The sequence below is a fragment of the Microbulbifer maximicatervae (SeqCode) genome, from assembly GCF_052466985.1.
In genome coordinates, this window is record NZ_CP174298.1 from 2,191,189 (window position 1) to 2,204,906 (window position 13,718).

Genomic DNA, 13,718 nt, shown 5'->3' on the forward strand with positions numbered 1-13,718 from the left:
AGCTCAAAGGTTTAATTTATGGATCAAGCGGCCACTGGTAGTCCCCTGTACCAACAAGGAGAAAAGGACCACGCCAAATACCATAGATTGAATTGTCCACCAATAGGGCAATTCAACTGGAAGAGAAAGCACCAGAGCGACCGCAATAACCCCTCGCAGCCCGCCCCAACTCATTAACAGACGCCAGGATTTCGGTATCGGGGGGCCAACAAAGCGAGTCAGAGGTGCCACTAAGAATACAGATAATGCTCTAGCTCCTAAAGCAGCCGCTGTAGCAATAAGCATTGCCAGCCATTGGTGGGTAAACATCTCAAAGGTTATCACCAATCCCATAATCACAAAAATAATGCCGGTAAAAAACAACCCCATCCACTCCCAGGTTGGACCCGCATGAATCAAATAGGTATTATTTTGCTTGCTTAAGCACGCTCGAGCAACAATTGCACATATCATTACCGAAATGATACCTGATACATGAAAGATACTTTCCGCCAAATAGAAACTACCAAATGCAGCGATTACTAAAGTCATTAAAGCCGCACTGGGAGATCGTAGAAACAATATGACAAGAGTGGTTATCAAGCCAAAAATAAGCCCAATCGCAACGCCACCGAAAAATACCATGCAAAAATATAGTGTCACTGAAGTCGCGTCCAACGAAGGGGCTGCAGCCCCCATCGATGAGCTTTCAACGATACCATAGGTAGCTAGCCCTAATACTAACGAATAGAGAACTACAGCTGCAGCATCATTGAAGAGGCTCTCTCCATCCACCAAGGTTAAGAGATCTTCTCCTGTTTTTTCCTGACGCAACTTATTAACTACAGAAACCGGGTCAGTAGCCGCTAAAATAGCCCCGGTCAGCATGGCCGCCACCCAAGGAAAACCCTCAGGATGACCAATGCCGTAATAAGTAATTGCTGCAATAAGAACTGCACAAATTACCAAACCGAGTGTAGAGAATAACAGTACAGGTCCAATCCAGCGCTTTAAGACTTTGGGTTCCAACTGCCAGGCGGACTCAAAAATTAATACCGGTAAAATAACAAAGAATACCAGCTCTCTGATACTGGTTGCACGCAAACCTGTATCATAGTCAATTATGGGAAGTAACAAAGCCGCCAGCACTCCTGCGACAAGGCAGCCAAGTGTATTATCAATACGTAAGATCCTTGCAATGCCCAATCCAATAACTGCAGCGGCAGCGAGATATAACCCCTGCCCTACAACAGTGACTATATCATTCACCTATCCACTCCCATTACCAGTGCATTCTAACTTCGAATACAGACACATTCTCACTGAACACGCCCATCTACAAGTAGAGACTTTACAAGTTTTATATAAGACTCCACATACAAGTGCGCACTCTCATGGCTAGTTAAGGGCTCACAGTATCCAAATACAAAAATAGCGTTTCTACTGGTGGTATACGTAATTACCATTAGCGGGTGTGCGGCATGGGTTTGTACGACCATACCTGACTCAATTTCAAAGTATCGAAGCTCTCCGGCTAGCCGCTGCATATTGCCGGCATTAGAAACACAAATACCAGATGGAAATACAGTGCCTTCTGCTATCAACATTTTTGCAAAATTTTTCACATCAGAAAATTCGTAATGAGTATCAAAGCTTATTGCAAATGGAGCCTCTTTATTCAAAATCAAACGCAGCTGTTTATCTAAGCCTTTAGCTAAAGACTTTAGACTTTTAGAAAGCATCTCTTCTGTAACACATAAATTAGCTGTTGCTGAAAAGGATCCGACTTCATCCAAGCTTATTGATGGCTTGCATAGGCCACGAATATCTATCGTTACAACTATTTCAGTCTCCCCTGGGAAAGTAGGCATACTCTGCGCAGCGAAAACGGCTAGAGCTCTAAATAGTGAACTTAGTGAAACTCCCCAATTTTTAGCAGTTTGTGATAGAACTTCTGCTACTTCAGGAGGCATCAATTTAAGAATTGAGTTTCCTTTTCTGTCTTCAATAGGTGCCGCTTGCTCTACTTCCCATCTTCTACAGCTATTGGATTTCTGTATGCTAAATAGATCGACATCCTTAAACCCTGCCAAGTGAAGATATTCACCCGCACTTTTTCTTAACGGCTTAGGTTCTTGGCTAATATAGCTTCCCTCCCCCTCCAGAAAGCTGTCTAAATCACGAAAAAGTGCCATTATTGACCGGCCATCCAATGCAGCATGGTTACTAACAATGATGACCCACTTAACTTCACCATTCACATTAACATGCAAGGTAACCCCATAGGCGCAGCTTTCTATGTCAATAAATTGATTTTGCTGCCTAAGGTATTCACTTTCGTATTCTAATGGTTCATTTAACTGCTTTATGCTTAGAGGCACCTTTTCAAAGCTGACATCACAAACCCAAAAAGGCTTGGCGCCCATTTTGATCCTCGCCCGAAGCATTGGGTGTTTTCCATGTAAAAAGATAAAGCCTCTGCATAACTGTTCGACAGTAACAGAATCGCAGAGACGAACAAACGATATTAGCTGAGTTCCACCACGAGACTCACTGGTCAATTCAACAAATAGAGCTTCTTGGGGGCCCAACTCACGTGAGAGTGGCTCATTCTCCATGCAGGCCTCACATTTGCTAATGGGTAGATCACCTGTGATACAAGAAGCACTCTCCTCAGTATAGGAAAATAGTTAGAAACTGTTTGTTGATATTGGCTATTGATACAGAGAGCGTATCACTAAGACAGCCAGCACAATCACAATGTAGTTAACAATCGATTGATTCCTTCGTCTATACAGATTAAAAGGTTAAAAATACATTGCTAATGTATAGATATCTTATTATTCCTTACTTAAATAGGATTCAACTAATCTTCATATGAAAAGCAATTCTTAATGACCTCTACAAGAATTTCTTTCCACCAAACCGTCATCACTACGATGGAGAAACTCACCGCAACCGAGTACGAAATAGCAAATACGCTTAGCAATTTATGTATTTAAATTAACAGCTTAAACAACACAAAATAAGAACAATTCAATTCTCTTGTGAAACCCTTACATAAAAACAAAAAAGCATTCTAGAAACCCTGAATAAAAATCAACGAATTAGACTACCAATAATATCCATATACCGCTTTACATACAGAAGAACACTATTTCGACTCAAAAGTGGTTCACAGTAACCAAATACAAAAACTGAATTCTTATTGGTTGTATACGAAATTACCATCAATGGGTTTATTCCATTAGTTTGAGTCACCATTCCTTTTTCGATATCAAAAAATTTCATCCTCCCACCTAATTTGTTCAAACTCCCTACATTAGATATGCAAATACCAGCAAAGAAGGATTCAGAGCCAGAGATTGTCTCTCTTGCCATAGCCTCCACCTCAGCAACAGTGTATGCAGACACTATTTTTTTTGCCAATGGACGTTGTTTAGTTAATACCGTGTATATTTGGGACTGTAAATCTTCAGCAAAATCTATAATATCAACCGATGTAGGATCTTCAGGAATAGATAACTGAATAGTTTGCGAAAAGGAACCAATGTGCTCTAATGGAATCGGGGGGGTACATAAGCCTCTTCCATCCAAAGCTAAAATAATCTCCTCTCCCTTTTTATAGGTCGGTAGGACTACTGAAGCAATGGAAGCAATTGCACAAAGAATTGCGGTTAACTTTACTCCTCGGTCCTTACCTATTTTTGCTAGCTGATGGAGATCTTCAGGACACAATAGTCTCGCTATTGCACCAGCCTGCCGTTTACTTGCCGGTGCAACCTTCTCAACAGGCCAGTTTAATTTTTGATCATCCGCATCATGAAATATATGTTTTTCACCTGCATATCCAGCAGCTTCTAAAATTTTAGCGATACTTTCTCCAAGAGGTTGTGTTTCATTGCCTTTAAAGGGTTTATTTTTTTGCACTAACTGATCCAACTGTAAAAACAGAGTCATAATAGAACGACCATCCATAATCGCATGAATGTTGTTGACAATAACCCACTGCACTAAACCTTCATGATTGCAAAATATACTTAGACAATATGCATATCTATCACTATCTATATATTTTCTGGCTTGATTTGAGTATTCTCCCTCAAAATCCATCTCCTCATCTAGCCGGTACACATCTATAGGGATTTCGGAAAAATCCACATCACAAACCCACCGATATTTATTATCTTTCTCGACTCGAGCTCGCAAGAGAGGATGATACTGATGTAGTATTTCAAGGCCAGAACGTAGCGTATCAATTGCTAGAGGCTCACAAACTCGAATAAAAGAAATAAGTTGCAGCCCCCCTTTTGACTGCCTAGACAGCTCTACATAAAGAGCTTCTTGGCGCCCCATCTCCCGAGAGGGTATCTCCGATTTCATGGCTGAAACTACCGTACCTAATAGGTATTCATACCAATTATAGAAAATAATAAAATTACATATAATTCAAACAATTACGGCATAATAAGAGAAGTGACTCACTATCTCGTAGCTATGCACACCTAGCGGCTTTGTAGATAAGCTCACTTTCAGTTGATATCATAATGACAGCGTTGCATCTGCTCACTAATGATAGCGCTAAATATTCAAACAAGTCGCCATGGGTATTTTCAATATACAAAATAGAATTAAATATTAACCCAGGGTCACCAGCTAGATAATCAAAGTTCTCAATTGAAATTAGACAAGGATAGCAATATGAAAGATAACATGGGAATACAAGAGGTTATTGACGAACTATATAGTGGAATCTCTGGCCCTTCAGGTTTTCAACGCGACTGGGAAAGACAGGCATCATTATTTTCCTCTGATGCGAAAATGATTCGCACATTTGTGGATAGCAATGGCAAGCCCCAGTCTACGATCCTCAGCGTCCAAGAATATCCAGAAAATTTTGAAAACCTAATTGCAAATCGCCCTTTCTATGAAGCTGAAATACACAATATTATCGAGCAATTTGGAAATATTGCTCACGTCTTCAGTGCTTATGAGGCCTGGAGCGATAAGGAGAAAACCCAATTCCTAAAAAGAGGGATAAATAGTATCCAACTTTTGAACGATGGCGAATCCTGGAAGGTAGTGCATATGATTTGGGATGACGAAAGACCCGGGCTGACAATGGAATCGAAATATAACCCCGCAGTCACTGCCTAAGCAGTATTTACGAGTACAATTAGACCCTAAGAGGCATTGCCTCTTGGGGAAACCAAACCCAGACTTATTTTCCTCTCCAGGTAAATCCGCTAAGGCTTGCAATCCTTCAAAATTAAGGCGTAAACTGTACATTAATACAGTTATCGCTAAAAAAATGTCAGATCATCCTTCCACTAAAGCGCCATCCCCATGCAAGGGCCGAGGAACCGCTTCTAACCTCCCTGGGCGCTTTGCTGAACTATCCAGCTCCCGTGAAACTGATGGCTGGCAAATGGAGCCTGATCAGCCGGTGAGACTAATAACCTCATCCATTGAGGAAAAGGCGAAAACTATTATCTCAACTAATCAATCACCAGACATCCCTTTCTCCCAATCGATAAACCCCTACAGGGGATGTGAGCATGGGTGTATCTATTGTTATGCCCGCCCAGCCCATGCCTATATGGATTTATCGCCAGGCCTCGATTTCGAGACCAAGATTTTCTACAAGCCGAATGCTGCTGAGCTTTTAGAGAAAGCGCTACGAAAGAAGAGCTACCAGTGCAGTCCCATCGCTCTGGGAGCCAATACCGATCCCTATCAACCTCTGGAACGAGAGAAAGAGATAACCCGTAGTTTGTTGGAGCTTATGCAGGAGTTTCGCCAGCCGGTAACCATTGTCACCAAAAGCCAGCTAATCTTACGAGACCTCCCACTGCTGGCAGAAATGGCACAAGATAACTTGGCCCAAGTCGCCATTAGTGTGACCACGCTAGATAATGCCCTTAAGCGTAAGCTTGAGCCAAGGACCGCTGGACCTGCTGCTCGTCTGCGAACAATTGAACAGCTTAGTACAGCGGGCATTCCTACCGCAGTACTCGCTGCGCCTATGATCCCCGCTCTCAATGACTGTGAGCTGGAGTCGATTCTTGCAGCTGCACGGGAATCAGGGGCTGTAAGAGCCGCATATATCCTATTGCGCCTCCCCTATGAAGTTGCCCCTCTATTTCGGGAATGGTTAGAGGTACACTACCCAGAAAGAGCAAAGCATGTCATGAGCCTGGTGCAGCAAAGCCGTGCAGGTAAGGACTATCAAAGTGAATTTTCCCAAAGGCGAACTGGCACTGGCATATTTGCTCAACTACTCCAAAGACGCTTTCAAGTGGCTATGAAAAAGCTGGGTTTGGATCATCGGCGCCTTACCTTGGATTGCTCCCAGTTCAAGCCGCCGCCTCGCACTAATGAGCAGCAGGATTTATTTTCTTGAATCTATGGGCCATATAAAAAAGAAGGAAGAGCTGAGCGTGAATTGGTTTCTCTATCTTGTTCGAACGGCCAGAGGAACACTCTATACCGGTATAACCAATGATTTGGAGAGGCGTTTTGCTGAGCACTGTAGTGATGGCCCAAAGGCGGCAAAAGCACTACGAGGTAAGGGGCCCCTTACGCTCGTGTTCTCTGTGGGGCTACCCGATAAATCAACCGCCTTGAAAATGGAGATAGCCATTAAGAAGTGGCCAAAATCAAAAAAGGAAAAACTAATACTTGGCTCTCATTCCCTGCCAGAAATTTAACCTGCAGAGAAAGCCATTATCACTTTGGTGTTAACAACCATGCCTCTTCTCTTGCAGGAACCTTGCCTTTAAGTCCACCAACAACGCCTCTTGTCGCTAATACTTGTAGGCTATAATCGGCATCATAATATTCGTAAATCAAACGGCTCCCAACAGAAAAAGGTGGGCCAGGCATCTGAGTTTGTTCATACTCGAAGGATACGAGGAGTTGAGGTGCGACTTGGGTAATAGCCATTAAGTGTCTGACATATTGCTCACGAATATCTGTGGGGAGGGCTACCAGTGCAGCCCGATCATAAATCGCTACAACCGGCCCCAACTCCTCTCTACCCAAATCGAATATATTGCCAACAAAAATATCGATGTTGGCACCAGAGTAGCACTTCAGATTACCAACCTGGCTTACCTGTGGGATTACTGCCATTTCACTGAAGAGCTGCTTCACGGCCTCCTCATTGAGTTCACAGCCAGCGACTGAGATATTCTGCTCTAATAACCAAGCAATATCTTTGGTTTTGCCACATAGCGGCAAGAAAATCCGATCACCCGGAGACAGGGAGAGACTGGAAAAGAACTCTGTCAACAACGAATTGCCGGCCGCCTCGTGAAAGCCAATATCATTTCTTTTCCACTTATCATGCCAAAATTCTTCCTTCACAACTGGCTCCTACAATCCAAGGTAAAAAAATAGATAAGAAACGAATTACATCAATGAAGAAGTGTCCTGTAGTATTCCATTTCGATACTACTTTCAGACTCATAGGGTTCAGTAAACGCCAAAGCCGTAACAAATACCATTGCTGTAGATAGCAATATACGTTTTAACATTGAACTACACCTCTATTCAATCTTACTGACCCCCTTACAACCCTTTCCCTCAAGCACTCAGATTAATCTTTCAACAAGTCCTTACTGCTCGTTGCTGACGCGGCCATAAAATATCAATCAGGCCGGCAAATACTGCACCGATAGATACCGTTGCAATCAGTTGAAAATAGGCATCCAAGGTAATGTCCAACTGCGCAAGAAACGCAATAATGATACCAATGGCATAGCTGGTGACATTCCGAATACCGGTCACCATTCCCATTGCCCATACACTGATAATTGAGAAGAGAAGTGCAATCGGCCCAACCAGAATACTTGGGTCAATTTGCCATTTATGTGCCGCTGTTTGAGCGCCCAACCCCAACCCCAGCCCGGTCACCACACATGCGAGATTGTAGGCACCTGCCCGCCAATCACGCCCCCTGGAGTAATAGGCAATAACACCCAACACCGCTACCCATATTGGCATTCCGCCCAGATAACCGACGAGTGCCGCAACAATGAGAATTGCAAGGATTGGTGACTTCAGTAACTGGGGGGACAAGCTTTTACGCTTGGTTAAAACACTGGGCCACTTCATGATTTCCACTCCTTCGAGGACACCCTGATAAGAGGTAAGATTCCTTGCCTAAAACGTAAAACCCGCCAACACTCTGAAAGGATCTATCAGAACCATTCCTTGATATGAAGCTATTTTCAGGTAGTTCCCACTCTGGGGGATAGAAAACTTCTTCCGTATTCTTGCCCAATCTTGCAATCAGCAGGCAGTAGCACGAAGCAGACAAAACAGACTCACCCGCCGGCCAAATGCAAAAAAGTTGAAATGCATAAATTCGACTGATCAAGGCTACTCAAACGACCGCGTATTCAGGCCGGCAGAGTGTGGGAGCTGCATTCTATTAGATTCTCAAAGGAGTTTTGTCACAGCCCATTACAAGCTTTACCAGGGAATTTCTGTCCCGTCATAGTTATAAAATCGACCCGTTTTTGCTGGCGTTGCTGATAAAAGCAGCTTTTTTAGTCCGCCGACACTTTCCTCAGCAGAAATCAGTGCTCCGGGGCCGCCCATAGCCGTTTTTACCCACCCCGGATGCAAAGCGAGAACCGTGATTCCTCTCGGCTCTAAATCGATAGATAAGCTTTTGACGACCTGGTTTACGGCTGTCTTTGAAGTTCGGTAGATATATCCCCCGCCAGAGCGATTATCAGCGATACTCCCAACCTTGCTGCTCATCACCGCGATTAGCTTGTGCTCGCTGGCCGCAACATTGTCACAAAAAGTTTCTGCCATCATATAGGGGGCGATAGTGTTGGACTCTAAAACTCGACGCCACTCTGCTCGGTCAACAGCGCCAAATCCCACGCCCTTCGGCCCGTAGTAACCTGCATTGTTGAGCAATATGTCTATCGGCTCTCCTTGAAAGGCCTTACCTAGAGAGATCATCTGTTCGTAGTCGGTCACATCTAGGCGAATCAACTGTATCGAGGGGTAGCGCTCTTGCAACACCGCGAGCTCAGCGGCTTTCTTCGGTTCCCGGCAACAAGCCAGGACCTTCCAGCCAATTTCGGCAAACTGGGCACACAACTCAAGCCCAATTCCCCGATTGCAGCCAGTAATTAAAATCGTGCCGGACATTGGCGCTCCTTAAATGGTATTCTTGCGGGAAAGCGATCATAGCAACTGTATAGCAATGTATTACACTCTCAGCGACATACTGTGGCTTTCCCTGTTCTTTGTGGTTCTTTGGTATATCTGGGCCAGTATGGCCGCTAAAGAGCACGTCCGGCGAGCCGCTTCTGATCACTGCCGACAGCTCGGTGTCCAACTGTTAGACGACACCGTGCTTTTGGTTCGTACTCGAGTCAAAAAGGATAAGAGGGGGTTTTTCAGCCTTCACCGCAGTTACAAGTTTGAGTTTACTTCTACAGGCGAACATCGCTATTCAGGCACTGCTGTACTTCACGGGAATCGCATCCAACAGTTACAGCTTGCCCCCCACCACGTAAGTTAGAGGTACCCATGCAACGCGGCCTATATCGTCACTACAAAGGAAATCTGTACGAGGTTTTACATACCGCAAAACATAGCGAATCCGAAGAGGTTATGGTGGTGTACCGAGCCCTTTATGGGAGCTATGGCGTCTGGGTACGACCAATAGACATGTTTAATGAAACAGTTTCTAAAAACGGCGTTAAATCTCCACGCTTTGAATTAGTCCAGGCATTTGACATAGCTGCCTGACCTGCCTGAAATATCATTAATTTTGGAGGGGCCATGCTTCCTCCAAAGTCACATTATATGTCTATTATTTTTTCCAATAAGATAAGCAACTTTCTTCAGTTATATTTGCACCCAATCCAACTCGATTTTTTGTCTAATTTGCTGTTACTCAAGTGTACTATCAGCTCACAAATGGCCCCGCCCCCCCCATCATTCATTAATCGAATTACTTATAATTTTGAATTGGAATAAGCTTGCGCCAACTAATCGTTGGATTTTTCAGCCTTTGAAATAAGCTCTTTCATTCTATTCTTCCCGCCTGGTCAAGATTTCATTATTGCGACATAAATCGGTCAAGTCCGTGCAATAATCGATTTGTAACTTGTCGGCATGCGAGGCTTACCGATGAATCTAAAGAGTTTTGATGTGTCCATAGTGCTGTATATGGTTGAGCGGGCATCACGCCCCAGCTCTCGCCGGCGCTATCTGTGGCTATCTAAATCTGGGGATGGGTGGGCAGCCGGGGCACTTTTATTCACCTATGTATGGCTCAATTCAGCCATTCAACTGCTGTACTTGGCATGTACCGCAGTTGCCTTGGAGCGCGGATTGTACTGGGGGATAAAAAACACGACACGACGACTTCGTCCACCTCAAGCAATCCCGGGCATGCGTCCCGTAATTGTGGCGCACGATCGTTTCAGCTTACCGTCGGGCCACACCTCATGCGCCTTCCTATTTATAACCGCGATGTCTATACAGGTGAGCCCCATGTGGAGCTTCGGTTATATCTGGGCCACCGGGGTCGGAGCCGCCAGGGTTGGCCTGGGAGTTCATTTCCCGTCTGATATTTGTGCCGGCGCTATTTTGGGGACCAGTGTCAGTTTAATTGTGAGTGCTGCCTTTATATGAAGATACTTTACGGCGTTCAATCCACGGGCAATGGGCACATCAGTCGCTCCCGTGCGCTGGCTAAGCAATTCGAAAAGTATCCAAATCTCGAGGTCCAGTGGTTGTTTTCAGGCCGTCCTAGAGAAAGCTTATTTGAGATGTCTTCTTTTGGAGACTATTGGTGGCGGGAGGGAATGACTTTTATCCACAGTCATGGCCGCTTGAATAGTTTCGCAACACTGCGAAACATCAATGCAGTAAGAATCATCAAGGATATAAGAACACTGCCGGTTAATAATTTTGATTTAATTATCAGTGACTATGAACCTGTTACGGCCTGGGCAGCGAAATTTAAGAAAAAACGCAGCATCGGTATCGGCCATCAATACGCCTTTGAATTCCCGATCCCTGCACCTCGAAATAAGTGGGCATCCCGCACAGTACTAAGATCATTTGCCCCAACACAAGAGAGTATCGGTTTGCATTGGCACCACTTCGGCAACCCAATACTACCGCCAATCGTCCCTCAGAAACCTGAACTCTCCCAGGAGTTGGGTGAACATATTCTAGTTTACTTGCCTTTCGAACAGCCTATTCCGATGCTGGACGAACTTTCCAGGCTGCCCTATCGGTTTATCGTCTACGGTATACCCCACAATTTACCTACCTCTAGTAATATTCAAGTTAAGGCCCCCTCAATTAATGGCTTTCAGAAGGATCTGGCAACCTCTAAAGCAGTAATCTGCAATAGCGGATTTGAATTATTGGCTGAAACCCTGGCTCTGGGAAAACCCATTCTCAGCAGGCCTCTCGCCAATCAATTTGAGCAGGAAGCCAATGCCAAAGCGCTCGATCAGCTCAAACTGGCCACAATCGTAAAACAGATAAATGCCTATACGATCGACAAGTGGCTAGCCAACTGCCCCCCTCCACTTCGGATAGTTTGGCCTGATGTGGCTCAATCACTGGGCAACTGGATTGCTTCCGGGTGCCGACAAAGCCCAGCTGAACTATCCTCCCAACTGTGGCGCAAGGTGGTACCAAAGCCCGTTGCAGAAGCAGCACCAGTATTTCAAAGAATATCCGAGTAAAAGCACTCTAATAATCGCCAAGTCTATTCATAGAATCAGTCATTGCCCAGTGCACCCTCTCCACGTTTACATATACACTTGAATCGTAGTGTTCCAGCATAAAAATATTCAATGGAAAACTACCTGGAAATTAAACGGATTACCCAAAAAGAATAATGTAAGAGGTAAACATGGCCCATCAGCTGCTCAACGAGCGTGAAATCGATTTTTTGCTTTACGAATTTTTAGATACCGAGGCCCTAATCAATCGCCCTCGGTACAGTGAGCATTCCCGTGAAATTTTTGATGCAACACTGAATACTGCACACACCATTGCAGAAAAGTTTTTCGCTAATCACAACGCCAAAGGCGATGAAATTGAACCGAGCTTTGATGGTGAAAACGTCAGCGTTATCAAAGAAACCAAACAGTCCTGGGATGCTTTTGCCTCTGCAGGATTTCTTGCCGCTCACTGTGATGCTGAGGAAGGCGGGCTGCAATTGCCAGAAGTTATTCTGCGCACAGCACTCGCTTATATGGCTGCAGCAAACGTTGCCAGTGCTAGCTACCCGTTCTTGACCATAGGCGCGGCCAATCTGGTTCGCACTTTCGCCAGTGAGTCGCTTAAAAAGCAATTCCTTCCACAAATGTTGGACGGGCGTTTTGCCGGGACTATGGCACTAACTGAACCGGATCAGGGCTCCGCGCTGTCAGACATTCGCACTAGCGCCGTACCAGAAGAAGACGGCAGCTACCGCATTCATGGGCAGAAAATGTATATTTCTGGTGGCGATCAAAACCTCACTGAGAATATCGTTCACCTGGTTCTGGCAAAAATTAAAGGCGCACCCGCAGGTGTGAAGGGAATATCACTTTTTCTGGTTCCCAAATTCCTTCTGGACGAGCAGGGGAATCCAGTAAAACGCAATGATGTAAAACTCGCAGGCCTGCTACATAAAATGGGCTACCGCAATACCACATCAACGGTATTGAGCTTTGGTGAGGACAGTGGCGCTGTAGGCTACCTGATCGGTGAACCCCACCAGGGCCTGAAGTATATGTTCCAAATGATGAATGAAGCCCGTATCAGTGTGGGAGCTGGCGCTTCTGTACTTGGATACCAGGGGTACACTTACTCTCTTGAGTACGCTAAGGGCCGCCCACAAGGACGTATGCCCTCTAACCGAGATCCTGAATCCAAACAGGTCCCTATCGTCCAGCATGCCGATGTTCGCCGTATGCTACTGATGCAAAAAGCCTATTCTGAAGGTGGCTTAAGCTTGAGTATTTATGCCACCTCACTTTACGAGGATGAGCATACAGCTCCTACAGAAGAGCAGCGCAACAATGCTGCAACACTGCTCGATCTGCTAACTCCCGTAGTAAAATCCTGGCCTTCCAAGTACTGCCTAAAAGCTAATGAGTTGGCGATTCAGGTTTTGGGGGGAGCGGGTTATATTCGTGAATACCCGGTAGAGCAGTTGTATCGAGACAATCGCCTTAACGCAATTCACGAAGGTACAGAAGGCATCCATGCCCTGGATTTACTGGCCCGGAAAGTACCGTCAAAAAATCTTGCTGGCTACCAATTGTTACAGGCAGAGATCCGCAATACGATTATGCAGGCCAGGGATAAACCTAAGCTCGAATCTATGGCCAAAATGCTGGAAGAAGCCCTGGAAAAATTAGATGAGACAAGTTTTGCATTATTCTCCCAGCTTCAGGAAGATGTGGATCGCGGCCTGGGTAATGCCACCCTATACCTGGATTTATTTGGCTGTACCGTAGTCGCCTGGTTGTGGCTGCAGCAGGCAGTTATCGCTGAAAAAGCACTGGAAAAGAATCCTAACAGTGAAGCTCAGGATTTTTACCTGGGTAAATTACACACTGCGAAATACTATTTTGAATGGGAGCTGCCAAAAACAGTGACAGCTATCGCACTGCTGAAATCAGGCAATAGCGTTCCTTTCGACATGCAGGAAAATTGGTTCTAGTTAAACGACTTGTCGAGCAAAACGG

General features: G+C 45.0%; 14 protein-coding genes. 8 read left to right on the forward strand and 6 right to left on the reverse strand.

What is annotated here, in order from left to right; genetic code table 11:
* Window positions 1–3 precede the first annotated feature (3 nt).
* The 3 genes from ACJJI3_RS09660 to ACJJI3_RS09670 form a co-directional block, all read right to left on the reverse strand.
* On the reverse strand, window positions 4–1,248 hold the full coding sequence (locus ACJJI3_RS09660; protein WP_413664988.1) for a cation:proton antiporter: 1,245 nt from the start codon (window positions 1,246–1,248) through the stop codon (window positions 4–6).
* A gap of 50 nt (window positions 1,249–1,298) precedes the next feature.
* Window positions 1,299–2,597: a condensation domain-containing protein gene (locus ACJJI3_RS09665; protein ID WP_444916556.1), complete on the reverse strand. Its 1,299-nt coding sequence runs from the start codon at window positions 2,595–2,597 to the stop codon at window positions 1,299–1,301.
* Between the two features lie 481 nt (window positions 2,598–3,078).
* On the reverse strand, window positions 3,079–4,362 hold the full coding sequence (locus tag ACJJI3_RS09670) for a hypothetical protein (protein WP_444916555.1): 1,284 nt from the start codon (window positions 4,360–4,362) through the stop codon (window positions 3,079–3,081).
* Window positions 4,363–4,680: 318 nt separating this feature from the next.
* Here ACJJI3_RS09670 and ACJJI3_RS09675 point away from each other — a divergent pair, with 318 nt between their 5' ends.
* The 3 genes from ACJJI3_RS09675 (at window position 4,681) to ACJJI3_RS09685 (ending at window position 6,689) form a co-directional block, all read left to right on the forward strand.
* Entirely contained in the window at window positions 4,681–5,136 is a 456-nt protein-coding gene (locus ACJJI3_RS09675) for a hypothetical protein (RefSeq protein ID WP_444916554.1), read from the forward strand.
* Between the two features lie 154 nt (window positions 5,137–5,290).
* The gene (locus ACJJI3_RS09680) at window positions 5,291–6,382 is read left to right on the forward strand and encodes a PA0069 family radical SAM protein (protein ID WP_444916553.1); all 1,092 of its coding nucleotides are present in this window, start codon (window positions 5,291–5,293) and stop codon (window positions 6,380–6,382) included.
* Complete coding sequence (locus ACJJI3_RS09685; RefSeq protein ID WP_444942289.1) at window positions 6,357–6,689, forward strand: GIY-YIG nuclease family protein; 333 nt, start codon at window positions 6,357–6,359, stop codon at window positions 6,687–6,689. The genes ACJJI3_RS09680 and ACJJI3_RS09685 overlap by 26 nt, the downstream gene beginning before the upstream one ends.
* A gap of 19 nt (window positions 6,690–6,708) precedes the next feature.
* Here ACJJI3_RS09685 and tmpT read toward each other — a convergent pair whose 3' ends face one another.
* The 3 genes from tmpT to ACJJI3_RS09700 form a co-directional block, all read right to left on the reverse strand.
* The gene (gene tmpT / locus ACJJI3_RS09690; protein ID WP_444942290.1) at window positions 6,709–7,347 is read right to left on the reverse strand and encodes a thiopurine S-methyltransferase; all 639 of its coding nucleotides are present in this window, start codon (window positions 7,345–7,347) and stop codon (window positions 6,709–6,711) included.
* 240 nt (window positions 7,348–7,587) lie between these two features.
* Window positions 7,588–8,097: a DUF1097 family protein gene (locus ACJJI3_RS09695; RefSeq protein ID WP_444912525.1), complete on the reverse strand. Its 510-nt coding sequence runs from the start codon at window positions 8,095–8,097 to the stop codon at window positions 7,588–7,590.
* Between the two features lie 360 nt (window positions 8,098–8,457).
* Window positions 8,458–9,153, reverse strand: a complete 696-nt coding sequence (locus ACJJI3_RS09700) for an SDR family oxidoreductase (protein ID WP_444942291.1) — start codon at window positions 9,151–9,153, stop codon at window positions 8,458–8,460.
* A gap of 13 nt (window positions 9,154–9,166) precedes the next feature.
* Here ACJJI3_RS09700 and ACJJI3_RS09705 point away from each other — a divergent pair, with 13 nt between their 5' ends.
* The 5 genes from ACJJI3_RS09705 (at window position 9,167) to ACJJI3_RS09725 (ending at window position 13,693) form a co-directional block, all read left to right on the forward strand.
* Complete coding sequence (locus ACJJI3_RS09705; protein WP_444942292.1) at window positions 9,167–9,529, forward strand: DUF3301 domain-containing protein; 363 nt, start codon at window positions 9,167–9,169, stop codon at window positions 9,527–9,529.
* An 8-nt stretch (window positions 9,530–9,537) separates the two neighbouring features.
* Window positions 9,538–9,759: a DUF1653 domain-containing protein gene (locus ACJJI3_RS09710; protein WP_444942293.1), complete on the forward strand. Its 222-nt coding sequence runs from the start codon at window positions 9,538–9,540 to the stop codon at window positions 9,757–9,759.
* Window positions 9,760–10,143: 384 nt separating this feature from the next.
* Window positions 10,144–10,650 (forward strand): phosphatase PAP2 family protein, encoded by a 507-nt coding sequence (locus ACJJI3_RS09715; RefSeq protein ID WP_444898054.1) that lies wholly within the window; start codon window positions 10,144–10,146, stop codon window positions 10,648–10,650.
* Window positions 10,647–11,720, forward strand: a complete 1,074-nt coding sequence (locus ACJJI3_RS09720; protein WP_444942294.1) for an MJ1255/VC2487 family glycosyltransferase — start codon at window positions 10,647–10,649, stop codon at window positions 11,718–11,720. The genes ACJJI3_RS09715 and ACJJI3_RS09720 overlap by 4 nt, the downstream gene beginning before the upstream one ends.
* Before the next feature lie 170 nt (window positions 11,721–11,890).
* Window positions 11,891–13,693, forward strand: a complete 1,803-nt coding sequence (locus tag ACJJI3_RS09725) for an acyl-CoA dehydrogenase (protein ID WP_444942295.1) — start codon at window positions 11,891–11,893, stop codon at window positions 13,691–13,693.
* Window positions 13,694–13,718: the final 25 nt, after the last annotated feature.